The organism is Streptomyces sp. BHT-5-2, from assembly GCF_019774615.1.
In the GTDB taxonomy this organism is placed as follows: domain Bacteria; phylum Actinomycetota; class Actinomycetes; order Streptomycetales; family Streptomycetaceae; genus Streptomyces.
The window spans coordinates 5,434,427-5,456,840 of record NZ_CP081496.1; the positions used below are offsets into that span (position 1 = coordinate 5,434,427).

At 73.2% G+C, this 22,414-nt stretch carries 20 protein-coding genes, 1 tRNA gene and 1 pseudogene; 10 read left to right on the top strand and 12 right to left on the bottom strand.

Translation table 11 applies throughout. The features are described 5' to 3' along the window. The first annotated feature begins 8 nt into the window (after positions 1 to 8). Positions 9 to 1,613: a glycerol-3-phosphate dehydrogenase/oxidase gene (locus K2224_RS24080; RefSeq protein ID WP_221908590.1), complete on the top strand. Its 1,605-nt coding sequence runs from the start codon at positions 9 to 11 to the stop codon at positions 1,611 to 1,613. A 218-nt stretch (positions 1,614 to 1,831) separates the two neighbouring features. Further along, entirely contained in the window at positions 1,832 to 2,929 is a 1,098-nt protein-coding gene (locus tag K2224_RS24085) for an LLM class flavin-dependent oxidoreductase (RefSeq protein WP_221908591.1), read from the top strand. Between the two features lie 43 nt (positions 2,930 to 2,972). Here the strand turns inward: K2224_RS24085 and K2224_RS24090 are convergent, their stop codons facing one another. Beyond that, the gene (locus K2224_RS24090; RefSeq protein ID WP_221908592.1) at positions 2,973 to 3,749 is read right to left on the bottom strand and encodes an SDR family NAD(P)-dependent oxidoreductase; all 777 of its coding nucleotides are present in this window, start codon (positions 3,747 to 3,749) and stop codon (positions 2,973 to 2,975) included. Positions 3,750 to 4,060: 311 nt separating this feature from the next. Between K2224_RS24090 and K2224_RS24095 the strand changes: the two genes are divergently transcribed. Continuing rightward, positions 4,061 to 5,176: a PAC2 family protein gene (locus K2224_RS24095; protein WP_221908593.1), complete on the top strand. Its 1,116-nt coding sequence runs from the start codon at positions 4,061 to 4,063 to the stop codon at positions 5,174 to 5,176. A gap of 120 nt (positions 5,177 to 5,296) precedes the next feature. Here the strand turns inward: K2224_RS24095 and mshC are convergent, their stop codons facing one another. From mshC to K2224_RS24115, 4 genes and pseudogenes are all read right to left on the bottom strand, one after another. Next, the gene (gene mshC, locus K2224_RS24100; protein ID WP_221908594.1) at positions 5,297 to 6,526 is read right to left on the bottom strand and encodes a cysteine--1-D-myo-inosityl 2-amino-2-deoxy-alpha-D-glucopyranoside ligase; all 1,230 of its coding nucleotides are present in this window, start codon (positions 6,524 to 6,526) and stop codon (positions 5,297 to 5,299) included. Positions 6,527 to 6,671: 145 nt separating this feature from the next. Further along, a pseudogene (locus K2224_RS24105) lies at positions 6,672 to 7,548 on the bottom strand (SCO1664 family protein). A 5-nt stretch (positions 7,549 to 7,553) separates the two neighbouring features. Next, a complete protein-coding gene (locus K2224_RS24110; protein ID WP_221908595.1) occupies positions 7,554 to 8,144 on the bottom strand; it encodes a DUF3090 domain-containing protein in 591 nt (196 codons plus the stop codon). A 132-nt stretch (positions 8,145 to 8,276) separates the two neighbouring features. Then, positions 8,277 to 8,975, bottom strand: a complete 699-nt coding sequence (locus K2224_RS24115) for a histidine phosphatase family protein (protein WP_221908596.1) — start codon at positions 8,973 to 8,975, stop codon at positions 8,277 to 8,279. An 85-nt stretch (positions 8,976 to 9,060) separates the two neighbouring features. Here K2224_RS24115 and corA point away from each other — a divergent pair, with 85 nt between their 5' ends. Next, positions 9,061 to 10,053: a magnesium/cobalt transporter CorA gene (gene corA / locus K2224_RS24120; RefSeq protein WP_221908597.1), complete on the top strand. Its 993-nt coding sequence runs from the start codon at positions 9,061 to 9,063 to the stop codon at positions 10,051 to 10,053. 24 nt (positions 10,054 to 10,077) lie between these two features. On the opposite strand, the gene K2224_RS24125 is transcribed toward corA, so the two are convergent. Both K2224_RS24125 and K2224_RS24130 read right to left on the bottom strand, forming a co-directional pair. Beyond that, a complete protein-coding gene (locus K2224_RS24125) occupies positions 10,078 to 10,866 on the bottom strand; it encodes a ferritin-like domain-containing protein (protein WP_221908598.1) in 789 nt (262 codons plus the stop codon). Positions 10,867 to 11,123: 257 nt separating this feature from the next. Beyond that, complete coding sequence (locus tag K2224_RS24130; RefSeq protein ID WP_221908599.1) at positions 11,124 to 12,179, bottom strand: LLM class F420-dependent oxidoreductase; 1,056 nt, start codon at positions 12,177 to 12,179, stop codon at positions 11,124 to 11,126. 159 nt (positions 12,180 to 12,338) lie between these two features. Here K2224_RS24130 and K2224_RS24135 point away from each other — a divergent pair, with 159 nt between their 5' ends. Both K2224_RS24135 and K2224_RS24140 read left to right on the top strand, forming a co-directional pair. Continuing rightward, entirely contained in the window at positions 12,339 to 13,322 is a 984-nt protein-coding gene (locus tag K2224_RS24135; protein WP_221908600.1) for an aldo/keto reductase, read from the top strand. Beyond that, positions 13,319 to 15,730: a helix-hairpin-helix domain-containing protein gene (locus K2224_RS24140; protein ID WP_221908601.1), complete on the top strand. Its 2,412-nt coding sequence runs from the start codon at positions 13,319 to 13,321 to the stop codon at positions 15,728 to 15,730. Before K2224_RS24135 ends, K2224_RS24140 begins: the two co-directional genes overlap by 4 nt. Before the next feature lie 87 nt (positions 15,731 to 15,817). Here the strand turns inward: K2224_RS24140 and K2224_RS24145 are convergent, their stop codons facing one another. Further along, on the bottom strand, positions 15,818 to 16,501 hold the full coding sequence (locus tag K2224_RS24145) for a hypothetical protein (RefSeq protein ID WP_221908602.1): 684 nt from the start codon (positions 16,499 to 16,501) through the stop codon (positions 15,818 to 15,820). A 47-nt stretch (positions 16,502 to 16,548) separates the two neighbouring features. Between K2224_RS24145 and K2224_RS24150 the strand changes: the two genes are divergently transcribed. Continuing rightward, complete coding sequence (locus tag K2224_RS24150) at positions 16,549 to 16,737, top strand: DUF5703 family protein (protein ID WP_014059547.1); 189 nt, start codon at positions 16,549 to 16,551, stop codon at positions 16,735 to 16,737. Between the two features lie 84 nt (positions 16,738 to 16,821). Here K2224_RS24150 and K2224_RS41445 read toward each other — a convergent pair whose 3' ends face one another. From K2224_RS41445 to K2224_RS24165, 3 genes are all read right to left on the bottom strand, one after another. Continuing rightward, positions 16,822 to 17,724 (bottom strand): chaplin, encoded by a 903-nt coding sequence (locus tag K2224_RS41445; protein ID WP_221908603.1) that lies wholly within the window; start codon positions 17,722 to 17,724, stop codon positions 16,822 to 16,824. Between the two features lie 196 nt (positions 17,725 to 17,920). Further along, on the bottom strand, positions 17,921 to 18,154 hold the full coding sequence (locus K2224_RS24160) for a chaplin (RefSeq protein WP_221908604.1): 234 nt from the start codon (positions 18,152 to 18,154) through the stop codon (positions 17,921 to 17,923). Positions 18,155 to 18,400: 246 nt separating this feature from the next. Beyond that, on the bottom strand, positions 18,401 to 19,726 hold the full coding sequence (locus K2224_RS24165) for a M20/M25/M40 family metallo-hydrolase (RefSeq protein ID WP_221908605.1): 1,326 nt from the start codon (positions 19,724 to 19,726) through the stop codon (positions 18,401 to 18,403). Between the two features lie 303 nt (positions 19,727 to 20,029). Here K2224_RS24165 and K2224_RS24170 point away from each other — a divergent pair. Further along, positions 20,030 to 20,117, top strand: a tRNA-Leu gene (locus K2224_RS24170). Positions 20,118 to 20,205: 88 nt separating this feature from the next. On the opposite strand, the gene K2224_RS24175 is transcribed toward K2224_RS24170, so the two are convergent. After that, positions 20,206 to 20,352 carry a hypothetical protein gene (locus K2224_RS24175; RefSeq protein WP_221908606.1) on the bottom strand — a complete coding sequence of 49 codons (147 nt, stop codon included), beginning with the start codon at positions 20,350 to 20,352 and terminating at the stop codon, positions 20,206 to 20,208. A gap of 642 nt (positions 20,353 to 20,994) precedes the next feature. Between K2224_RS24175 and K2224_RS24180 the strand changes: the two genes are divergently transcribed. Both K2224_RS24180 and K2224_RS24185 read left to right on the top strand, forming a co-directional pair. Further along, positions 20,995 to 21,537 carry a hypothetical protein gene (locus K2224_RS24180; RefSeq protein ID WP_221908607.1) on the top strand — a complete coding sequence of 181 codons (543 nt, stop codon included), beginning with the start codon at positions 20,995 to 20,997 and terminating at the stop codon, positions 21,535 to 21,537. Between the two features lie 515 nt (positions 21,538 to 22,052). Then, on the top strand, positions 22,053 to 22,394 hold the full coding sequence (locus tag K2224_RS24185) for a hypothetical protein (protein WP_221908608.1): 342 nt from the start codon (positions 22,053 to 22,055) through the stop codon (positions 22,392 to 22,394). The last annotated feature ends 20 nt before the right edge of the window (positions 22,395 to 22,414 follow it).

Below are 22,414 nucleotides of genomic sequence, written 5' to 3' on the forward strand. Positions count from 1 at the left end.
AGCACATCATGAGCACCCTGCAGAGCGTCCCGGCCCTCGGGACGCACCCGGCCGCCGGTTCCCTGCCGAGCCGCGCCGAAACCCGGGAGCAGCTGTCCAAGGCGACGTACGACCTCCTGGTGATCGGCGGCGGCATCCTGGGCATCTCCACCGCCTGGCATGCCGCGCAGGCCGGACTGCGGGTTGCCCTGGTGGACGCCGGCGACTTCGCCGGCGCCACCTCCTCCGCCTCCTCCAAGCTGCTGCACGGCGGTCTGCGCTACCTGCAGACCGGTGCGGTCAAGCTGGTCGCGGAGAACCACTTCGAGCGCCGCGCGGTCTCCCGCGAGGTGGCCCCGCACCTGGCCAACCCGCTCACCTTCTACCTGCCGGTCTACAAGGGCGGCCCGCACGGCGCGGCCAAGCTCGGCGCGGGCGTCTTCGCCTACTCCGCGCTCTCCGCGTTCGGCGACGGCGTCGGCCACGTCATAAGCCCGGCCAAGGCCCAGCGCGACGTCCCGGAGCTGCGGACGGAGAACCTCAAGGCCGTTGCCGTGTACGGCGACGACCAGATGAACGACTCCCGGATGGCGCTGATGACCGTCCGCGCGGCGGTCGCCGCCGGCGCCACGGTCCTGAACCACTCCGAGGTCACCGGCCTGCGCTTCACCCAGGGCCGGGTCACCGGCGCCGAGCTCAAGGACCGCCTGGACGGCACCGAGTTCGGCGTCAACGCCCGCCTGGTGCTCAACGCCACCGGCCCGTGGGTGGACCACCTGCGCAAGATGGAGGACCCGAACGCGGCCCCCTCCATCCGCCTCTCCAAGGGCGCGCACCTCGTCCTCAAGCGCACCTCCCCCTGGAAGGCCGCGCTGGCGACCCCCATCGACAAGTACCGCATCACCTTCGCCCTCCCCTGGGAGGACATGCTGCTGCTCGGCACCACCGACGAGGAGTACGAGGGGGACCCGGCGGACGTCGCGGTCACCGAGAAGGACACCGCCCAGATCCTGGACGAGGCCGCCTTCTCCGTCCGTGACCAGCAGCTCTCCCGCGACCTGATCACCTACTCGTTCGCCGGTCTGCGGGTGCTGCCGGGCGGTCCCGGCGACACCTCGAAGGCCAAGCGCGAGACGGTGGTCACCGAGGGCCGCGGCGGGATGCTGTCGGTGGCCGGCGGCAAGTGGACGACCTTCCGGCACATCGGCCGCACGGTGATGAACAAGCTCGCCGCGCTGCCCGGCCACCCGCTGGCCGAGGACATGGAGCCGATCGCGCAGCTGCCGAAGAAGCTCCCGCTGCCCGGCATCGCCAACCCCAACGCGGTCGCCCACCGGCTGCTGGTGGACGGCGGCACGCCCGGCCCGCGGATGGCCGCCGACACCGCGCGCCACCTGGCCACCCACTACGGGTCGCTCTCCTTCGACATCGCCCGGCTGGCGAACGAGGACCCGGCGCTGGCCGAGCGGATCCACCCGGACGCCCCGGAGATCTGGGCGCAGGTCGCCTACGCCCGGGACCACGAGTGGGCCGAGACCGCCGACGACGTGCTGCGCCGCCGGACCACGCTGACCATCCGCGGCCTGGCCACGGACGACATCCGCGCCCGGGTCGAGAGCATGCTGGAGCGCTGACGAACAGTCAGGAACCTGCACGGGTGAGGTGAGTCGGGGCGGTCCACGGGCCGCCCCGACCCCTGTTTCCGGAGCTCACCGCGGCGCGCGGCCCCGTTCGGGGCGCGCGCCGCGGCCGTCCGGCGGCATGGTGCCACGCGGCCGACACACCGCGGCAACGTCCGGCGCGCACAGTGGGAGGACCACCGCCGGGGTGGCCCCCACGCCGGAAGGACGCCATGAAATTCTCCGTGCTCTCCCTGATCGGCCATGCGCCACACCCGCTGACCGGGCAACTGGCCGCCCCCGCCGACCGGTTCGCCGAGGTCGTGGGGACCGCCGAGGCGGCCGAGCGGCTGGGCTTCGACGCTTACGCCGTCGGCGAACGGCACGCCGGTCCCTTCCTCTCCTCCAGCCCGTCGGTGGTGCTGGGCGCGCTGGCCGCCCGGACGTCCCGGATCCGGCTGCTGACCGGGGTCACCGTCGTGGCGGTCCTGGACCCGGTGCGGGTCGCCGAGGACTACGCGACGCTCGACCAACTCGCCCGCGGCCGGCTGGAGCTGGTCGTCGGCAAGGGCGCCGAGGCCGGTCACTTCGACCTCTTCGGCCTCGACGAGGAGCGGCAGTGGGACCTCCAGGCCGAGAAGTACGAGCTGCTGCGCCGGCTGTGGCACGAGGAGAACGTCGACTGGGCGGGCGAGTTCCGGCCGCCGCTGAAGAACGTCACGACCCTGCCGCGCCCCTACGGCGACCCGCCGCGGATCTGGCACGGCTCGGCCACCAGCCGCAACTCCCCCGAACTGGCCGCGAAGCACGGCGATCCGCTGTTCACCGCCAACGCGATCCAGCCGCGCGCCGCCTACGCCGGGCTGATCGCGTACTACCGCGAGCGGTTCGCGGCGTACGGGCACGACCCGGCGCGGGCCCGGGTGGCCGCGGGCTCCGGCGGGCTGCTGATCGCCGACAGCGAACGGCAGGCGATCGCCCGCTACAAGGACCTCTACGAGGCGAAGGTCGCGCAGAGCTTCCGGCCGCACCTGGCGGGCCGGCCCGGCTACAACACCCCCTTCCGCACGATCGAGGACGCCATCGCGAACGGCCCGCAGCTGATCGGCTCGCCGCAGCAGATCATCGACAAGATCCTCGGCTGGCACGCGGTGTACGGCCACGACCTGCAGTCGCTCAGCGTCGACGGCTTCGGGCTGGACCACGCCGAACAGCTGGAGACCCTGCACCGGTTCGCCGAGGAGATCGCCCCCGTGGTCCGCCGCGAGGCGCCCAGCACGCTGTGGGCGGACGCGGCGGACGGCTCCCCGGCGGACGGGGACGGGCGGTGACCGCGGGCGTGATCGGGCGTCGTCGGGCGCCCGCGGCCGCCCGTCAGGCGGCGAAGCCGCCGTCGACCGCGAGCGCGGCACCGGTGATGTACCGGCCGCCGTCGCCCGCCAGATGGGCCACCGTCGCCGCCACGTCCGCCGGCCGCCCGTAGCTGCCGAGCGAGGTCAACTGCGCCTGGAACGCGGCGCTCTCGCCGTCCGCGGGGTTCATGTCGGTGTCGATGGGCCCCGGGTGGACGAGGTTGACGGTGATGCCGCGCGGGCCCAACTCCCGGGCCAGCGCCTTGGTCAGGCCGGTCAGCGCGGCCTTGCTGGTGGCGTAGAGGGAACCGCCGGGGAAGGCCACCCGCTCGGCCATGCAGCTGCCGATCGAGATGATCCGGCCGCCCTCGACCAGGTGGGCGGCCGCGGCCTGCGCCGCCAGGAAGGGGGCCCGGACATTGGTCGCCAGCACCCGGTCCACGGCGTCGAGCCCGATGCCCTCGAAGGGGCCCAGGACGCCCAGACCCGCGTTGTTGACGAGGACGTCCAGCCGCCCCATCCGGTCCGCCGCGGCGGCCACCGAGGCCCGCACCGCCTCCGGGTCCGCGGCGTCGGCCCGGAGCGCCCAGGCCCGCCCGCCGGCCTCCTCGATCTCCTTGACGACCCGGGCGGCCAGATCGTCCCGGTCACGGTAGGTCAGCGCGACCGCCGCCCCGTCGGCCGCCAGCCGCACCGCGACGGCCGCGCCGATGCCCCGGCTGCCGCCGGTCACCAGGGCCGCCCTGCCGGTCAGCGGGCGGGTGCCGGCCACCGGGCCGGCGGAAGTCGTCGTCGTCATCGTCCTCACCTGTTCCATATCCAAATCCCACCAACAAGTACCGAGTTGGGCCGACCCGGAAGCTTTGCGGCGCTTCCGGGGGCTTCCTCCGCGGTACGGCTCGATCCTCCGGTACGGCGGCGGGCGGTGCTGGCGGAATACGGACGGCCAGGCCGCGGGGCGGGCCGTGCGCCGCTCCGCACCGTCCGCACACGTGCTCGTAAAGGGGCTGCGGATCGGCCCCGGGGAAGCCGTAGTCTTGGGAGCGCACGCAATGGAACTGCTGCCGGCGGCCGCCCCGGGCGGCCCGACCGGCCGGAAGGAGGGGCTGGGTGATCGAGCTGGAGGGGGTGCCCGAGCTGATCGACCCGGTCATGGTGGCCGCGTTCGAAGGCTGGAACGACGCCGGCGACGCCGCCTCCGCCGCGGTCGCCCACCTGGACCGGGAGTGGAAGGGCGAGGTCTTCGCCGCGCTCGACGCCGAGGACTACTACGACTTCCAGGTGAACCGCCCCACGGTCTTCCTGGAGAACGGCGTCCGCAAGATCACCTGGCCCACGACGCGGCTCTCCGTCGTCCGGGTCGGCGACGCGGACGGCAAGGGGAACCCCCGCGACCTGGTCCTGGTCCGCGGCATCGAGCCGAGCATGCGCTGGCGCTCGTTCTGCAACGAACTCCTCGGCTTCGCCCATGAGTTGGGCGTCGAGATGGTGGTGGTGCTGGGCTCGCTGCTGGGCGACACCCCGCACACCCGGCCGGTCCCGGTCAGCGGCGTCAGCTCCGACGCCGACGTGGCCCGCCGGCTGGATCTGGAGGAGTCCCGCTACGAAGGCCCCACCGGCATCGTCGGCATCCTCCAGGAGGCGTGCACACACGCCGGCGTCCCGGCGGTCAGCCTGTGGGCCGCGGTGCCGCACTACGTCTCCCAGCCGCCCAACCCCAAGGCCACCCTCGCCCTCCTCAACCGCCTGGAGGACCTGCTCGACCTGCGGATCCCGCTCGGCGAACTGACCGAGGACGCCCGCGCCTGGCAGCTGGGCGTGGACCAACTCGCCGCGGAGGACAGCGAGGTCGCCGAGTACGTCCAGTCGCTGGAGGAGGCCCGGGACACCGCCGAACTGCCGGAGGCGTCCGGCGAGGCCATCGCCCGGGAGTTCGAGCGCTATCTGCGCCGCCGCGACCCGCAGGCCGGCCCCGGGGTGGCGAGCGAGGGCGGCGTCGCCGACGGCCGGGACGGCTCCTACCTCCGGGACACCGCCGGCGGCCGCACCCGGCACCCGCGCGCCACGCCCAAGGAGCCTCGCGAGCCCCGGCCGCCGGAGGAGTCCGGCCCCGCGAAGCCGTCCACCGGCCCGGAGGCCGGCGAGGGCACCGGGGAGCGCGACGCGGGACCGGACGGCGGCCGCACCGACGGCGAGGGCCCGGAGGACTCCGGCGCCGAGCGCTGACCGGCCGCCCGGCGGCAGCCGGTCCCCGCACCGGGCCGGCGCACGACGAAGGGGCGCCCCCCATTCCGGGGGGCGCCCCTCACGCGTCCGGCGACGGCCGTGCGGCCGTCGTCCCCGTCCCTACAGCGCCACGCCCAGCAGGGCGTCCACCGCGCGGGAGACGAGGCCGGGCGCGCCCTCGTCGGTGCCGCCGTCGGCCTCCTGCGCGGCGGCCCAGCGGTCCACCGCGGCGAGCGCGGCCGGCGCGTCCAGGTCGTCGGCCAGGGCGGTGCGGATCTCCGCGAGGAGGGCCTCGGCGGGCGGGCCGTCCGGGCGGGAGACCGCGGAACGCCAGCGGGCCAGCCGGTCCTCGGCGTCCCGGAGCACCTCGTCGGTCCACTCCCAGTCGCTGCGGTAGTGGTGGGCCAGCAGCGACAGGCGGATCGCCGCCGGGTCGGTGCCGGCCCGGCGCAGCGCGGAGACGAAGACCAGGTTGCCCTTGGACTTGGACATCTTCTGGCCGTCCAGGGCGACCATGCCGGCGTGCACGTACGCCTGGGCGAAGGGGTGCCGGCCGGTCAGTGCCTGGGCGTGCGAGGCGCCCATCTCGTGGTGCGGGAAGGCGAGGTCGGAGCCGCCGCCCTGGACGTCGAAGCCCATGCCCAGGTGCTCCAGGGCGATGGCGACGCACTCGATGTGCCAGCCGGGCCGGCCGTGGCCCAGCGACCCGCCGTCCCAGCTCGGCTCGCCGTCGCGGGCGGCCATCCACAGCATCGGGTCGAGCGGGTTCTTCTTGCCCTCGCGCTCCGGGTCGCCGCCGCGCTCGGCGGACAGCAGCCGCATCGCCTCGGCGTCCAGGCCGGAGACCTCGCCGAAGTGCGGGTCGGAGGCCACCGAGAAGTAGGTGTCGCCGTCGAGTTCGTAGGCCGCACCGGCCTCGCGCAGCCGCTCGACCAGCGGGACGATCCACGGTATCGACTCGACGGCGCCTATGTAGTGGCGCGGCGGCAGCATCCGCAGCGCCGTCATGTCCTCGCGGAAGAGGGCGGTCTCGCGCTCGGCGAGCGCGGTCCAGTCGACGCCGGTCGCCACCGCCCGCTCCAGCAGCGGGTCGTCGACGTCGGTGACGTTCTGCACGTAGTGCACCTGGCGCTTCGTGTCGAGCCACACGCGCTGAACGAGGTCGAACGCGTTGTAGGTCGCCGCGTGCCCCATGTGGGTGGCGTCGTACGGCGTGATGCCGCAGACGTAGATACGGGCGACGGGACCGGGGTCGAGGGTCACCCGTCCGCCGGTCGCGGTGTCGTGGATCCTCAGGTCGCGGCCCTGACCGGGCAGGGCGGGGACCTCAGAAGCGGGCCATGCATGCATGCCTTGAGCGTAACCGGACGGATGTTCCGCATACGAACCGGAGGGGCCTCTCTGGCTGGAAAGGTGGTCTTGCGATCCGCGGCCGGATGTGCCACCGGATGTGCCGGAGGCATACGGCCGTTGGGCGGCCGGGGCCGGTGTCGGCTCAGACCGGCGGCCAGGGAATCGCCGGCCACTCCCCGCTCGGCTCCGGGTGCCGTCCGCTGCTCAGCAGCCCCTCGACCCGCGCGCGCAGCGCCGCCAGCTCGGCATCCGTGATCAGCTCCGCCAACCGGGCGGCGAGCGGCGCGCCGTCGGCCAGTGCCGCCCGCAGACCGCGCAGCACCTCCAGCGCCTCCCCGGGCAGCGGCTCGCCGGCCCAGCCCCACAGGAGCGTGCGCAGCTTGTCCGCCGAGTTGAACGTCACACCGTGGTCGATCGCGAAGAACGCGCCACCGGCCCCGGGCAGCAGATGGCCGCCCTTGCGGTCGCCGTTGTTGATCACCGCGTCCAGGACGGCCAGCCGGCGCAGCCGGGGGTCGTCGGCATGGACCAGCAGCGCGGTGCGGCCCGCGCCGATCTCCGCCCGGCCGACCGCCTTCCAGCCCGCCGCCGGTTCGTCCTCGGCGACCAGCGCCAGCAGCTCGGGCGCCTCGTCGCCGTCCCCGGGCGGCGCTATCCACTCCTGGACCATGCCGGTGCCGTACGGGCCGTCGCGCAGCACGGTGGTGGGGATGAGGTCCCAGCCGCAGGCCCGGGAGACCTCGTAGGCGGCGACCTCGCGCTGGGCGAGCGTGCCGTCGGGGAAGTCCCACAGCGGGGCGCTCGCCGGCGACCGGCTTGTAGACGCATGCGGCGCTGCGCCCGTCGCGCTCGACGGTGCAGTAGAGGACGGCGTTGGAGGCGTCGGGGACCTGGCCGCGGACGGTCAGCTCGCCCTCGGCGAGCAGTGCCGGCGGCAGGCTCCCGACGGGCTCCCGGGCCGGCTCCCGCGGGACCGCGCGGGCGGCATCCGGGCCGGCCGGTTCGGCGACGGGCTCCATGGGGTTCAGGCGTCCCGCCGGTATCCGTTCTGGCGCGGGCATACGTGTCCCTCCGGGTCGAGCGGCAGGCTGCACAGCGGGCACGGCGGGCGGCCGGCGTTGACCACGTCCAGCGCCCGCTTGGCGAACGCCCGGGCCATGGTGCCGGTCAGCCGCACCCGGAGCATCGGCGGGCCGTTCTCGTCGTCCTGGAGCAGTCGCTCCTCGGCGTCGGCGAGGTCCTCGTCGCTGTCGGCCTCCAACTCGACCAGCGCCTGCGCCTCGACGATCATCCGCTCCTCGTCGCCGTCCCAGGCCAGCGCCATGGTGCCGACCCGGAACTCCTCCTCCACCGGCGTCTCCAACGGCGCGGTGTCGGCCATCTCGGACGGGGAGACCGCGGGTACCGGGGCGCTGCCGCCGCTGCGCCGCACCACCTCGTCCAGCAGCTCGTCGATCCGCTCGGCGAGCGCGGCCACCTGGGTCTTCTCCAGGGCGACGCTGGTGACGCGGCCACCCGCGGTGGCCTGGAGGAAGAAGCTACGGCGGCCAGGCAGCCCGACCGTACCGGCCACGAAGCGGTCCGGTAGGTCGTAGAAGAACACCTGACGGGACAACGTCCTGCTCCGATTGTGTCGACTGCTTGGGTCAGTGCGGTCGCTGCGGTCGCGGCGTCCCGGAGGGGGTACGGCGCGGATCACAGGGGCGTCGCGGGCAGCGCCGTCGCACCACCCTACTGCGCCTGCTGATCACGCTGCGCCCGCACCGCCCCCGATGGCCGCGTCCCGCTCGCCGCCGGCGCCGCCGGCGTCCTCGCGGGGCACCAGCGAGGCGAGGTCGCCGGTGTCGCCGAGCCGTACGAGGTAGGGCCGCAGCCGGGTGTAGCGGATCACGGTCACCGAGCACGGCTCCACGGAGATCCGCTGGAAGAGGTCCAGGTGCATGCCGAGGGCGTCGGCGACCAGGGACTTGATGAGGTCGCCGTGCGAGCACATCAAGTAGGCCGCCTCCGCACCGGAGGTCTCCTCGACCCGGGCGTTCCAGTCCCGGACCGCGGCCACCGCGCGGGCCTGCATCTCCCGCATCGGCTCGCCGCCGGGGAAGGCGGCCGCGGAGGGGTGCTGCTGGACGGTCTCCATCAGCGGTTCGTCGGCCAGCTCGGCGAGCTTGCGCCCCGACCAGTCGCCGTAGTCGCACTCGGTGATCCGCTCGTCGGTCTCCAGGCGCAGCCCGGGGCGGGCCGCCAGCAGCGGCCCCAGGCTCTCCCGGCAGCGCTGCAGCGGGCTGGTGACGGCGAGCGCCAGCGGGATGTCCGCGAGCCGGGCGGGCAGCGCCGCGGCCTGGGCGGCGCCCCGCTCGTCGAGGGCGACGCCGGGCGTCCGGCCGGCGAGCACGCCGGAGGTGTTGGCGGTGGAGCGGCCGTGCCGCACCAGGATCAGCGTGGGCATGCCCGCCACCCTAGGGCCTGTCCGGCAAGAAGGTCCCGGGGCGGGTCGGCTTCTTCCCTGGCAGGGGCTTCTGCCGCGGGCGAGAATGCCTGGTGTGATCGTGGACTGCGCCATCTACCGCGAGGGCCGCCGCCATGAGTGCGCGCGGGACTTCTCGCGCGCACTGGCCGCGGCCCGGGCGGAGGGGCACTCCTTTCTGTGGCTGGGCATGTACGAGCCGACCCAGCACGAGTTCGACGAGGTCAGCAGCAAGTTCGGGCTGCACCCGCTGGCCGTGGAGGACGCCCTCAACGCCCACCAACGGCCCAAGCTGGAGGTCTACGACGACTCGGTGTTCGTGGTGCTGAAGCCGATCACCTACGACGTCACGGCCGACACGGTGACCGCCTCGGAGCTGATGGTCTTCGTCGGCGACTCGTTCGTCGTCACCGTCCGGCACGGTACGGCCAGTCCGCTGGCGGCGGTCCGTCGGCGGCTGGAGCACCATCCGGAGATCCTGCGGCACGGCCCCGGCGCGGTGCTCTACGCGATCAGCGACGCGGTGGTGGACCACTACATCGAGGTCGCCGGCGAACTCCAGGTGGACATGGAGGAGTTGGAGGCCGAGGTGTTCGCGCCGATCCGCCGGGAGACCCGGGGCACCGCCGCCCAGATCTACGCGTTCAAGCGCGAGGTGCTCGAATTCCGCCGGGCCACCGTCCCGTTGGTCGAGCCGATGAACCGCCTGCAGAACCCCGGTGTGCCGTTCGTGCACGATCACGCCCGGCCGTTCTTCCGGGACGTCGGCGACCATCTGACCCGTGCCAACGAGTCGGTGGAGTCGCTGGACCGGCTGCTGTCGGACATCCTCGCCGCCCATCTGGCGCAGATGGGCGTCCGGCAGAACGACGACATGCGCAAGATCTCCGCCTGGGCGGCGCTGGCCGCGGTGCCGACCCTGATCGCGGGCATCTACGGCATGAACTTCAGCGATATGCCGGAGCTGAAGTGGCCGCTGGGCTACCCGGTGATCCTGCTGCTGATGGCGACCATCGAGGTGCTGCTCTACCGGCTGTTCAAGCGCCGCGGCTGGCTGTGAGCGGGGGCCGGGGGCCGCGGTTGCTCAGGCGAACTCCGGCGCGGCGGCGGCCGGCCCGCCCAGCGCGTTCCGCCGCTCGGGCATCGCGAGGCTGACCATCCGCCGCCAGCCGAGCAGCCGCTCGTAGCCGTAGAACGCCAGGATCCCGGCCCTGATCAGTGCCGATCTGGTCCGGGACCAGCCCAGGATGCGGCCCATCCGCGCCATCACGGCCAGGCCGACGTCCCGGTGGACGGCGATCTCGGCGAGCGCGGACTGCCGCAGGGTCCGCTGGATGGCGCGTCCGTGACCGGCCCGGGCCAGCCGCAGCAGCTCCTCGTGGCAGTACGCGAGGTGGTTCTCCTCGTCGTGGCAGATCATCCGGACCGCCCGGCCCAGCTCGGGATGGTCGCCGAAGTACTTCCGGAGCAGCAGCATCTGCTCCGCGGCGCGCTGCTCGGTGACCCGGCTGTGCGCGAGGTAGGTGACGATGTCCCGTTCGCCCAGCGGCTCTTCGCGGCGGAGCTTGTCGTGGGCCAGTCCGATGCCGCGCCGCTCCAACAGCATGGTGTAGTCGGTGGCTTCGGGAACCTCGACGGGCGTCAGGCCGCGCCGGCGGAGCAGGGCGCGGAAGATCCGGCCGTGCTTGTCCTCGTCGGCGCCGTGCCGGGCGACCTTGGGCGCCAGGTCGCCGTGGGACGCCGGCAGCAGTGCGGCGATCCGCCCGTTCTCCCAGCCGCCCTGGGCCTCCCCGCTGGCCGCGATGGAGCAGAAGAGACGGTAGGAGGCGTCGTTGTCGACGATCTCCTGGAACAGGCTCCTGGCCGAGAACATCAGCGTCACCTCCGAACGGACACACCCGTGCTCGGAGAGTCAAATGCCGCGTTCCGCCCCCGGCAACCGGGGGCGCGGCCCGCTGCGCCCGTTCGCCTGACGCGCGGGGCGTGAGGCCCGTAACCCGCCCGTCCCTGGGGCGTTGAGTTCCTTGACGGCCGTGGCGGGGAAGACCCCCGAGCCCCCACCACGGCCGCAGCGCTTCCCGGGCCCGGCGCCTTCCGCGCCGGGCTTTCGCGTGTGCGCGGTGCGTGGCGCTACGCCAGGCCGGACCGCTCCAGCGCCTCGGTGCCGGCGCGGAGCGCGGCCAGCCGCTCCTCCAGGGTGAAGCCGGCGGGCGTCACCGTCAGGGTGGTCACGCCGGCCGCGGCGTACGCCTGCATCCGCTCGGCGATCCGGTCGACCGAGCCGAGCAGGGTGGTCTGGTCGATCAGCCGCTCGGGGACGGCCGCGGCGGCGCCGTCCTTGTCCCCGGACAGGTACTTGTCCTGGATCTCGGCGGCCTCCTTCTCGTATCCCATCCGCCGCGCCAGCTGGTTGTAGAAGTTCTGCTTCCGGCTGCCCATGCCACCGACGTAGAGCGCGGTGTACGGGCGGAAGAAGTCGGCGAGCGCGCTGACGTTCTTGTCGTCGCCGAGGGCCAGCGGCAGGGTGGGGCAGACGTCGAAGCCGTCCATGGTCCTGCCGGCGGCCTCCCGGCCCGCCCGGAGGTGGGAGATCGCGGTCTCCTCCAGGTGATCGGCGGAGGGGAAGATCAGCAGGGCGCCGTCGGCGATCTCGCCGGTCTGCTGGAGGTTCTTGGGCCCGATCGCGGCGATGTAGAGCGGGATGTGCTCGCGCTGCGGGTGCACGGTGAGCTTCAGCGGCTTGCCCGGGCCGCCCGGCAGCGGCAGCGTCCAGTGCGCGCCCTCGTAGGAGAGCCGCTCGCGGGTCATCGCCTTGCGGACGATCTCCACGTACTCCCGGGTGCGGGCCAGCGGCTTGTCGAACTTCACGCCGTACCAGCCCTCGGAGACCTGCGGGCCGGAGACGCCGAGGCCGAGCCGGAAGCGGCCGCCGGAGAGCGAGTCCAGGGTCGCGGCGGTCATCGCGGTCATCGCGGGCGTACGGGCCGGGATCTGGAAGATCGCCGAGCCGACGTCGATCCGCTCGGTCTGCGCGGCCACCCAGGAGAGCACCGTGGCGGCGTCGGAGCCGTAGGCCTCGGCCGCCCAGCAGACGGCGTAGCCGAGGCGGTCGGCCTCCTTCGCCACCGCGAGATTGTCGGAGTCCATGCCGGCGCCCCAGTAGCCCAGGTTGATGCCAAGCCTCATGCCGCTCCCCTTACCCATCAGTAACGTCGCTGTTCCGGGGACTCTAGCGTGCGGGTGCGGCGGCCGTCACCGGTGGGCCGGAGGCCGGTCCGGGCGCGGCGGACCTGCGGTTGTCCACAGGTCCCCTGCGCGCGGGGCCCGGCGCGTAGGGTCTGGCCCATGGAGCAAAGGCACCTCGGCCGCACGGGCCTGCGGGTGTCCCGCCTCGGGCTGGGCACCCTCAACTGGGCACGCGACACCGGCGAACAGGACGCCGCCGAACAGCTCAAGACGTTCTGGGAGGCCGGCGGCACGCTCGTCGACACCGCCGACATCTACGCGGACGGCGGCGCCGAGTACCTCCTCGGCCGGCTGCTGGAGGGGCTGGTGCCGCGCACGGACCTCGTCGTCGCCACCAAGGCGGGCAGCGTCCTGGCGCCGGACCGCCGGGTGGACGGCTCCCGCCGCCATCTGCTCGCGGCCCTGGACGCCTCCCTGGAGCGCCTGGGCACCGACTACGTGGACCTCTGGCAGCTGCACGCCTTCGACCCGCACACCCCGCTGGAGGAGACCCTCCAGGCGCTCGATCTGGCGGTGGCGAGCGGCCGGGCGCGCTATGTGGGCCTGGCCGGCTTCTCCGGCTGGCAGCTCGCCAAGGCGGCCACCTGGCAGCTGGCCGCCCCCGGCGTCCGCAACCGGCTGGCGAGTGCGCAGCTGGAGTACTCCCTCCTCCAGCGCGGCGTCGAACGGGAGGTGCTGCCCGCCGCCCGGGATCTGGGCCTGGGCCTGCTCCCGTCCTCCCCGTTGGGGCGCGGGGTGCTGACCGGCAAGTACCGCCATGCCACGCCGGCCGACTCCCGGGGCGCCTCGGAGCATCTGGCGCCGTTCGTCACGCCCTATCTGGACGAGACCGCGAGCCGGGTCGTCGACGCGGTCGCCACCGCCGCCGACGGACTGGCCGTCACCCCTCTGCAGGTCGCGCTCTCCTGGGTCCGCGACCGCCCCGGCGTGACCGCCCCGCTCCTCGGCGCCCGCACCGCGCCGCAGCTCAGAGCCGCACTGTCAGTGGAGGCGCTTAGTCTTCCTGACGAGATCCTCCGGGCGCTGGACGATGTGTCGGCTCCGGTGCACCACTATCCCGACCACGACTGGAGCACGCTGTGAGTACCGACCGCGCCGGCGACAACCCGCCCGAGCAGGAGGCCGCGGCCCCCGGGGGCGGCCCGGGCGGCGAGTCCGGCGGCGCCGACGGCCCGGCGCGGTCCGCCCCTGCCGCGTCCGTGGCGGCACTGGCGGCGGCGGTGCGGGCCGTGGAGAGCGGTGAGCGCTCCGCCGCGTCGTTCTTCGCCGAGACCCCGAAGCCGGCCGCCAAGGCCCCGGCCGCCCGCCCGGCACGGGACGGCGCGACCGGCCCGGCCGGCACCGGCGGCCCGGGCCGGTCCCCGCAGCCGGCACCGGCGGGCCCGGGCCCCGAGGTTGCCGCGCAGCGGCCCGCCGGTCCGCCGCCCGCCCCGCCCCGTCCAGCCGTCCCGGACGCCGGCGGCCAGGGCTCCGGGGCCGGCCCCGCGGTCCCCGCGGCCCGCCCGGCCGTCGCCCCGGCCCCCGGCGTCGAGGGCGTCCGGCGGGTGCTGGCCGCCGGCGGCGCCCCCGAGGCACTGGCCGAGCGGGCCGCGGAGGCGCTCGGCCAGCAGGCCGCCGAGGCGCTCACCGAGGACCCCTGGCAGCTGCTCGCGGTGCCCGGTGTGCGCCCCGAGCAGGCCGACGGCTTCGCCCGGGCGCTGCTCGGCCCCGCCTGCGGCCCCGGTGACGAGCGGCGTGCCCAGGCGCTGATCGGCTGGCTGCTGGAGCAGGCCGCGGTCGCCGGCCACTCCGCCCTGGAGGCGTCCGCACTCCGCGCCGCCCTCGCCCAGCGCGCCGTACCGGATCCGGACGACGCCCTCCAGAGCGCCATCGCGGACGGCGCGGTGCTGGTCTTCCAGGACGCACTGGAGACCCCGGGCCGCCCCCGGGCCGCCGCGGCGGAGGGCGAGGAGGAGCAGCCGGTCCGCCTGCTGCTCGGCCTGGACCGGCTCGCCATGGCCGAGGAGAGCGTCGCCGACGGCCTGGCCCGGCTGCTGAACACCTTCGAACCGCCGGCGGACGAACCAGCCGACGAACCGACGGACGGCGCCGCGGACAGCGCTGCGGACGGCGCCGCGGAAGGTGCCGTGGCGGACTCCGGCGCGGACGTCGTGCAGGCACCGTCCGCCGAGGACGAGGACACCGAGGAGGCAGCGGACACCGAGGACGTCGCGGCCACGGACGACCCGGCCGACGGCCCCCGGGCCCACCCCACCGCCGACGCCTGGGCGCAGGCCGCGGCGGCCGCCCCCTCGTCCTCCGCCGGCGAGCTGATCCGGACCGTCGCGCACAGCGGCCTGGTGGCCCACACCGGCGGCGAGGCGGCCCGCGCCGAGCCCGCCGCGCTGATCGCCGCCGCCCGCGCCCTCGGGCTGCGGGCGTTCGGCGCCGCCCACACCGCCGACGGCCGCCGACGACTCGCCGCACAGCTCGCCGAGGCCGCGCCGGACTCCGCCCCGGCAGAGCCCGCCGGCCCGGCCGCGGTGACCGTCGCCGGTCTGCTGTCCGGCCAGGAGGGCCCCGGGCGGGACGCGGACGGCGCGCTCGCCCTCGACCTGCTGGTCGTGCTGGACGCCCCCCAGCTGGATCTGGAGACCACCGCCCTGCTCGTGGAATCGCTCACCGACGGGACGCGCCTGGTGCTCAGCGGCGACCCCGGCGTCCTGTGGTCGGCGGGCCCGGGGCGGCTCTTCCAGGACGTCCTGCAGTCCCGGTTCTGCCCCCAGGTCGCCTCCCGCACGCCGGACTTCGGCCCGATCGGCGAGCTGGTGTCGGGCATCGGCATCGGCGAGCTGACCGAGGTCGAGGCGCCCGGCAAGGAGGTGGTCACCGTCCCGGTGCGGGACGCCCGCGAGGCGGTGCACCGCACGGTCCAGCTGGTCGCCGACTCGGTCCCCCGTGCGCTGGGCATTCCCGCCGAGCAGACCCAGGTCGTCACCGTCGGCCACGGCGGCGCGGCCGGCACCCGCGCGCTGAACTCCGCGCTCAAGGAGCGCCTCAACCCCGGCCCCGGCCGGTTCGGCGGCTTCGACCCCGGCGACCGTGTGGCCTACTCCCCGGCGCCGGGCCGTACGCTCCCCGGCACGGTCACCGGCGCCGACGCCGACGGCCTGCACCTGGACTGCGACGGCACCGCCGTGGTCGTCCCGCGCGAGCAGGTCGGCTCCGGTGCGGTCCGGCACGGCTGGGCGCTCACCGCCCATCAGGCGGCCGGGTCGCGCTGGCCGGCCGCGGTCGTGGTGCTCCCCGGCGACGCCGCCGGCGGCCTGACCCGCGCCTGGGCCTACACCGCCTTCAGCCGCGGCGAACGGCATCTGTCGGTGGTCCAGGGCGCGGGCCAGGCGCTGTCCCGCGCGATCGCCGAAGTCCCCGCCAAGGAGCGCACCACCCGGCTGCGGACGCTGCTGCGGACGCAGATCGAGGAGCAGTCCGAGGAAGGGTCCGAGGGCTGACGCGCCCCCGGCCCGGGGGTTCCCAGCGGTGGGCCCGCGGGCGGCGGCGCATCGGCCGTCCGTCCCGCGGGCCCCTTCCGTCGTGCCTCACCGGCTCCGGTCGGCCGGCTCCAGCAGATCGTCGTCATCGTCGTCGTCGAGTTCCTCGTCGAAGACCGAGCTGACGTCGAAGCGGCACACCACCCGCTGCGGATCCGCCTGGTCGAACGGCGCGGAGAGCCACTCCCCCGGCTCGGCCGGCTCGTCGACGGCCGCCACCCACAGCGTGGAGTCGCCCTCCTCCAGGCCGAACTCCTTGTGCCGGGAGGCGATCTCGTCCGGTTCGTACTCCCCGAAGAGCACACCGAGCGCGGCGTACACGCTGCTGCCGACGAGCGTGGCGGCGTCCGGGGCGTTGCCCGTGGCGTCGTCCGCGGCATCGGGGTCCAGGGCCGCGATGCGCTGGGCCTGATGCAGCAGCCGCTGCGGCTTGGCGACGGTGTAGTCGCGCCGGATGAGCACGCTCAGCGCGCTCGGTTCCTCGGGCCCGGCATACGCGGGCAGGGCGTCGTTCCCGGGGATCTCGAAGGGGGTGACCTCGTCGTAGGCGTCGTAGAGCAGCTCGTCATAGCGCTCGGCAGCCGCGGCGACTTCGTCGAACGCGGCGTAGACGGCGGGATCGTCCGCCCCCGTGCGGCGTTCGACCGCGTCGAGGTGACGGTCCAGCGCGGCTTTGACCGCCTCAGCGGCGGCACGTACCTCGGCAGCGGAAGGCTGCGCAGCATCAGACATAGTGCAGACGCTATCCGTACCGGGGCCGGTCCCGCACAATAGATGCGATGCCGGAATACGAATTCTGCGATGTGTATGTGCCACGGGGTGTCTCCCGCAAGGCCACCACACGCCTGCTGACCGACCACGCCGAGTACGGGCACTGGGAGTTGGACCGACTTCGTCTCAATCCCGACGGCAGCCGCCGGGTGCGGCTGCGTCGCCGGATCATCCGCCAGCTGCGCGCGACGTGGTGAGCCCGGGGACGGTGTGAGTACGGCAGAGCGGGCCCCGTCCAGGACGGGGCCCGCTCCGTCGTGCGTGCTACGGAGTGCCGTTGATCACCTACGGGCGGTACGTGCCCGGCGGTAGAGGACGGCTCCCCCGAGCAGCAGGCCCGCGCTGGCCGGGATCGCGTAGCCCAGCGTCCCGGCACCGGTGTGCGCGAGCTGTGCTCCGCCTTCCGGTGCCGTCACGTTGTGGCTTCCCGCGTGCGACGCCGGGGCGCCCGGCGCCTGCGGGGTGCCGGCCGGAGGCACATGCGCCCCGCCCGGCCCGTGCGGGTGGCCCGGCTGCCCCGGGTGACCGGGCTGACCGGGGTGCCCCGGCTGACCCGGCTGACCGGGGTGCCCCGGCTGACCCGGGTGACCGGGCTGACCCGGGTGTCCAGGCTGACCGGGGTGCCCCGGCTGACCCGGGTGTCCAGGCTGACCGGGGTGCCCCGGCTGACCCGGGTGTCCAGGCTGACCGGGGTGCCCGGGGTGTCCCGGGTGGCCCGGGCCGCCCGGCGAGGCGTTCCCGCAGTCGTTGCCGAACGACGGGTTCATCACGCCGACCGCGTCGACGCTGTTGCCGCAGACATTGACCGGGACGTCGACCGGCGCCTGGACGGTGTTGCCGGAGCCGACGCCGGGGGAGTGCGTCGCCCCGCCCGTCGCACTGCCGCCGCCGTGCCCGCCCGGCGGCCGCCGGTGCTTGCCGTGGCCGTGGCCGTGGTCGTCGGCCCCGTTCCCGCACTTGTTGCCGAACGACGGGTTGAGCGCGCCGACGACGTTGACGGTGTTGCCGCAGACGTTGATCGGGACGTCGACGGGAGCCTGGATGGTGTTCCCGGAACCGACACCCGGCGAGTGTGCCGTGCGGCCCATGGCTCCGGAGTCCGCGTGCGCGGCTCCGGCGGCCATGGCGAGCGCGCCGCCCGCGGCCGCCATGGTGATCAGACCTTTCCTCGCGACCTGTCTCATTGGTGTTCCCCTGCCTAGTGCTTTACAGGAATGCGGGCGGATGACCGCCGGCGGAGGTGAGAGAACGCTCCGCGGACTGCCTCCCGGGGAGGGGCCTCCACCCGCGAAATGCCCAGCGGCCCCGGAATGTCGGAAGGACATTCCGGAGCCGGACCGAGCCGGGCCCGCAATCGGGCCGGAGAGGCCGTCGGTAACGTCAGCGGTTCACACAGTGGTTGCCGAAGGACGGGTTCAGCAGGCCGACCACGGAGATCGTGTTGCCGCAGGCGTTCACCGGCACGTGTACCGGAGCCTGGACGACGTTGCCGGACAGCACACCCGGGGAGCGCACCGCGGCACCCTGGGCACCGGAGTCGGCAACGGCCAGGCCGGCGCCGGCGATGACGAAGCCACCGGCGACCGCTGCTGCGGCTACGACCTTCTTGATCATGGTTCCTCCTTGTAGGCAATGCGATCCCAGCCGCGGACCGCACCCCCGTCAACGGAGGTAAGGCGCATGAAGCTACGAACACATCGCAGCATTCACCCGTTCCGGCGAAGTCGGCGTCATAGACAGGGAATTGAGGCCGACTTCACGTTATGCGGACGACTTCGCGAGGCGAACTCCCAAGGCGGGCAGGGCCGATGGGACGGAAAACCGCCCCGTCGCACCTCGCGCACCCGTCGCCCCGCTGCCTCAACTCTGGTCGATGAACCGGTCGAGGACCCGCACCCCGAACTTCAGCCCGTCCACCGGAACCCGCTCGTCCACGCCGTGGAACATCCCGGCGAAGTCCAGCTCCGGCGGCAGCTTCAGCGGCGCGAACCCGAAGCCCCGGATGCCGAGATCATCGAAGGACTTGGCGTCCGTCCCCGCGGAGAGCATGTACGGCACGGCCCGCGCGATGGGGTCCTCGGCCTGGAGCGCCGACTGCATCGCGTCCACCAGGGAGCCGTCGAAGGTGGTCTCCAGCGCCTTGTCCGCGTGGATGTCCTCGCGCCTGACCCGCGGGCCGAGGAGCCGGTCCAGGTCGGCCAGGAACTCCTCCTCGAAGCCGGGCAGGAAGCGGCCGTCGACGTGGGCGGTGGCCTCGCCCGGGATGACGTTGACCTTGTAACCGGCGCCCAGCTGCGTGGGGTTGGCGGTGTTCCGCATCGAGGCGCCGATGAGCTTGGCGATCCCGCCGAGCTTGGCCAGCGTCGCGTCCATGTTCTCCGGGTCCAGCTCGGTGCCCAGCGCGTCCCCGAGCTCGTCCAGGAAGGCCCGCAGGGTCTTGGTGACCCGCACCGGGAACTCGTGCCGCCCCAACCGGCCGACGGCCTCGGACAGTTCGGTGATGGCGTTGTCCCGGTGGATCATCGAACCGTGCCCGGCCGAGCCGGCCACGGTCAGCTTCATCCAGTGCATGCCCTTCTGGGCCGTCTCCACGAGATACAGCCGCAGGTTCTCGTTGACTGTGAACGAGAAGCCGCCGACCTCGCTGATCGCCTCCGTGACGCCCTCGAACAGCTCCGGGTGGTGGTCGACGAGGTAGCGCGCGCCGTAGGTGCCGCCGGCCTCCTCGTCGGCGAGGAATGCCAGCACGATGTCCCGCGGGGGCTTGCGCCCGGTGCGCAGCCGGTCGCGGACGACGGCCAGCGTCATGGCGTCCATGTCCTTCATGTCGACCGCGCCCCGGCCCCACACGCAGCCGTCCGCGATCTCCCCGGAGAACGGGTGGTGGGTCCAGTCGTCGGCGTTGGCCGGCACCACGTCGGTGTGGCCGTGGATCAGCAGGGCCGGCCGCGAGCGGTCCTCGCCCTCGATCCGCGCGACGGTCGAGGCCCGCCCCTTGTGCGACTCGAAGATCTGCGGCTCCAGGCCGACCTCGGCGAGCTTCTCGGCGACGTACTCGGCGGCGACGCGCTCCCCCGGCCCCGAGTGATCGCCGTAGTTGCTGGTGTCCATCCGGATCAGGTCCCGGCACAGGTCGACGACCTCGTCCTCGCCGGTGACCGTACGGGCCGGCCGCGCCTCGCTCATGCCCGGACCTCGCTTCGCCCGGCCCGGCCCGCGCGGGGCCCGCGCCTCTCCATGGTTCGCTCGCGAAGCTCGCTCACTCTGCCTCCTCTTGGTTCACGGCCGCGGCGCACCCGAGGGCACCCCGCGGCGGGGTCCACCGCCATCCTCCACCCGGCGCCCGCTCCGCCCAAGGCCGCAATACTCCCGACATGTGCCGATCACAGCCCCGCGGCGGCTCCGGACCGGGCGTGATCGACCACCCCCGAACGTTTGCTATTGTTTTCCTCGTCAGAACGGCCCGGAGGCCGCGAAGACAGACACCTTGTCCGGGTGGCGGAATGGCAGACGCGCTAGCTTGAGGTGCTAGTGCCCTTTATCGGGCGTGGGGGTTCAAGTCCCCCCTCGGACACCAGTACGAATAGCCCCTCACCAGGGGCTTTCGTCATTTCTGGGCAGTGGCGTGACCAACCACGTGACCAACGGCCCAGCGAATCCCCAGGTCAGACCAGGGATGACAGGCCGAGCCCGTTGGCCCCGGAGGCGGCGAGCTTCCAGGCTCCGTTCTTCCTGCTGTGGCCGTAGCGGGCCATCGTGTAGCCCGGCGAGTGGTGCCGGACGTTCGCGGAGAGGGTGCCCGCCGGGTGCACTTCGCGCCGGACCCCGGCACCTCGCGGATACCCGGTATCCGCTGGGTTCTCTGTCTCACGCGCACGCGGTGGTTCTCTGTCTCCGTCTCGGCCTTCGTGCGGCGACCGGCGCGCAACGTGAAGCCGTGTTCCGAGACATTGCCTGTGGCAGCGTTGGCGGCTCAGCTACCGGCCCGATCGCCGCAAAGGCCACAATCGCCGCAGGTTTCTTGCCGCACTACTCACAGGCTGCAATACGTGACTCTTGCGGAAATAAAATAAGTCAACCCCGCAAAGGGGAAGAATTGCCTCCACGTGTCCCACCCGTGGCTACTGGGCAGCTCAGCGACCACAACAAACTCTGGATCTCTACGAGTTGAGAGAGCGGCTTTTCGGTCACTGGTCGGTTAACCACGTGCCCTGCACCGCCTTCGGACCTATGGTCTAGTCCGCCTCCGGTCATCCGACCAGGCCGTGGGCACGTAACGGGGCATCGGGGGGCAAGCCGCGACGATCGTTGGGAGTGTCGCGCTTCCATCTCTGCACGGGGCACCAGGCGTTGTGCGGTGTTTCCGCCGACGGCCGGGCCCTTCCATCCGGCTGAACGGTCGGGTGGTCATGCGTGCCCATTGCATGAACAGCAGAGCCTTCAAGGGGGGACGTATGTCCATCATCAGTAAGACCGCCGCGCTTCGCGGGCTTGCCGTCGTGGCCGCTGTGGCCACACTCGGGATCACTGCGCCGCAAGCCTCGGCGACCGACGGGCCCGGCGCCGTGGCGGGTGTGGCGATCTCGTCCAAGGCGAGCAAGGAGACCCGCGCGGTTGCCGCGGCCGAGCCGAAGGCCGCCCAGTACGCGGGCTACCTGTGCGGCTCGGAATTTACGCTGTGGGTGGCCCAGCGCCTGCCAGATGCAAGCAGTCGGCGGGGAACTCTCTTCCTCTACAACAACAGCGACAACACGGCCGCCTGCGCGATTTTCGACAACAACATGGGCTCGTCCAAGTACATGAAGCTCGCGCTCTGCGAGAACCAGGTCAACCCGAGATGCAGCGTGGATGAGGGCACCTTCTCCCAGTACGCCGGCCCTGTTCGGATCACGGGGGACTACGTCTTCTGCTCCAAGGTGACCGCGCTCATGAAGAACTCCGCCGGCTCGGGCTCCTACCTGATCAACCGGGTGGATTACGCAACCCCGTGCGACTGACCAGCGCGGGCTGACTAACTCTGGTTAGAACAGGGGGAGTTAGCGAAGCATGCCGAGGTGTGACGGGAGACGCCATCGGTAGTCTGCCCGCGTGACACAGGTGCTGGTGTGCTTGCAGGCACACCAGCACGCCCGGTGAGTGTTCCGTGCTCGTCGAGAACCGACGACCCGACAAAGGCCAGGCCGACATGCCGTCTTCTGTAATTGACTCATCTCATACGTGCCGCCGCATACCCGATAGGGCCAAGACCGCGGCGCTGGCGATCGCGACGCTGGCTGCGGGCGCACTGGCGGTGGGGTGCAGCAGCCACCCGACGGCTGCACCGTCGAGCAGCCCGCACGCTATGGCGACCGTCGCCACCCCGGAGCCCTCGGCGTCTGCGTCGACGGCCCATTCGCCGGCCGCGTCTCCGGCCGCACCCGTGGCCGGCCCCAGCCCGAGGAATGTGTGGGACCGGGATGCTGGCGCGCGGGCTGATGCCGAACGGGCTGCGAGCGCCCCCAGTGGTGATCCCGTGCGCCCCGGGCGTTCGGGGGCGGACGACAAGAACTTCCAGCAGCACGCGGTTGTCAAAGGGGATGTGACGGTCTACCTCCCCGTCCGTGCGGGAACGGGACTGATCGTTCCTGTGGAGATCAAGAACAGCGGCTCTCGGCGGGCGTTCTACAAGGTCGACGTACGGGTGCAGGGGCCGGGCGGCTTTGACGCGACCGTGCATGTCGACACCGACGTCGTCGGGGTCTATCCGGGTGGCTCATGGCCGGTCGAACCCACCGTCAGCGACCCGGGTAAGCCAGTACCCCAGCACCCCCAGATCACCATCGAGCGCATCTCGCGGCGGGAAATGCGCAGCTGACATCGCGTAACCCGTCCGTA

Coding starts and splice junctions, on each gene's coding strand:
- K2224_RS24080 (WP_221908590.1), top strand. CDS start 9: ATGAGCACCCTGCAGAGCGTCCCGGCCCTCGGGACGCACCCGGCCGCC.
- K2224_RS24085 (WP_221908591.1), top strand. CDS start 1,832: ATGAAATTCTCCGTGCTCTCCCTGATCGGCCATGCGCCACACCCGCTG.
- K2224_RS24090 (WP_221908592.1), bottom strand. CDS start 3,749: ATGACGACGACGACTTCCGCCGGCCCGGTGGCCGGCACCCGCCCGCTG.
- mshC (WP_221908594.1), bottom strand. CDS start 6,526: ATGCATGCATGGCCCGCTTCTGAGGTCCCCGCCCTGCCCGGTCAGGGC.
- K2224_RS24115 (WP_221908596.1), bottom strand. CDS start 8,975: ATGCCCACGCTGATCCTGGTGCGGCACGGCCGCTCCACCGCCAACACC.
- corA (WP_221908597.1), top strand. CDS start 9,061: ATGCCTGGTGTGATCGTGGACTGCGCCATCTACCGCGAGGGCCGCCGC.
- K2224_RS24125 (WP_221908598.1), bottom strand. CDS start 10,866: ATGTTCTCGGCCAGGAGCCTGTTCCAGGAGATCGTCGACAACGACGCC.
- K2224_RS24130 (WP_221908599.1), bottom strand. CDS start 12,179: ATGAGGCTTGGCATCAACCTGGGCTACTGGGGCGCCGGCATGGACTCC.
- K2224_RS24135 (WP_221908600.1), top strand. CDS start 12,339: ATGGAGCAAAGGCACCTCGGCCGCACGGGCCTGCGGGTGTCCCGCCTC.
- K2224_RS24145 (WP_221908602.1), bottom strand. CDS start 16,501: ATGTCTGATGCTGCGCAGCCTTCCGCTGCCGAGGTACGTGCCGCCGCT.
- K2224_RS24150 (WP_014059547.1), top strand. CDS start 16,549: ATGCCGGAATACGAATTCTGCGATGTGTATGTGCCACGGGGTGTCTCC.
- K2224_RS41445 (WP_221908603.1), bottom strand. CDS start 17,724: ATGAGACAGGTCGCGAGGAAAGGTCTGATCACCATGGCGGCCGCGGGC.
- K2224_RS24160 (WP_221908604.1), bottom strand. CDS start 18,154: ATGATCAAGAAGGTCGTAGCCGCAGCAGCGGTCGCCGGTGGCTTCGTC.
- K2224_RS24165 (WP_221908605.1), bottom strand. CDS start 19,726: ATGAGCGAGGCGCGGCCGGCCCGTACGGTCACCGGCGAGGACGAGGTC.
- K2224_RS24180 (WP_221908607.1), top strand. CDS start 20,995: ATGTCCATCATCAGTAAGACCGCCGCGCTTCGCGGGCTTGCCGTCGTG.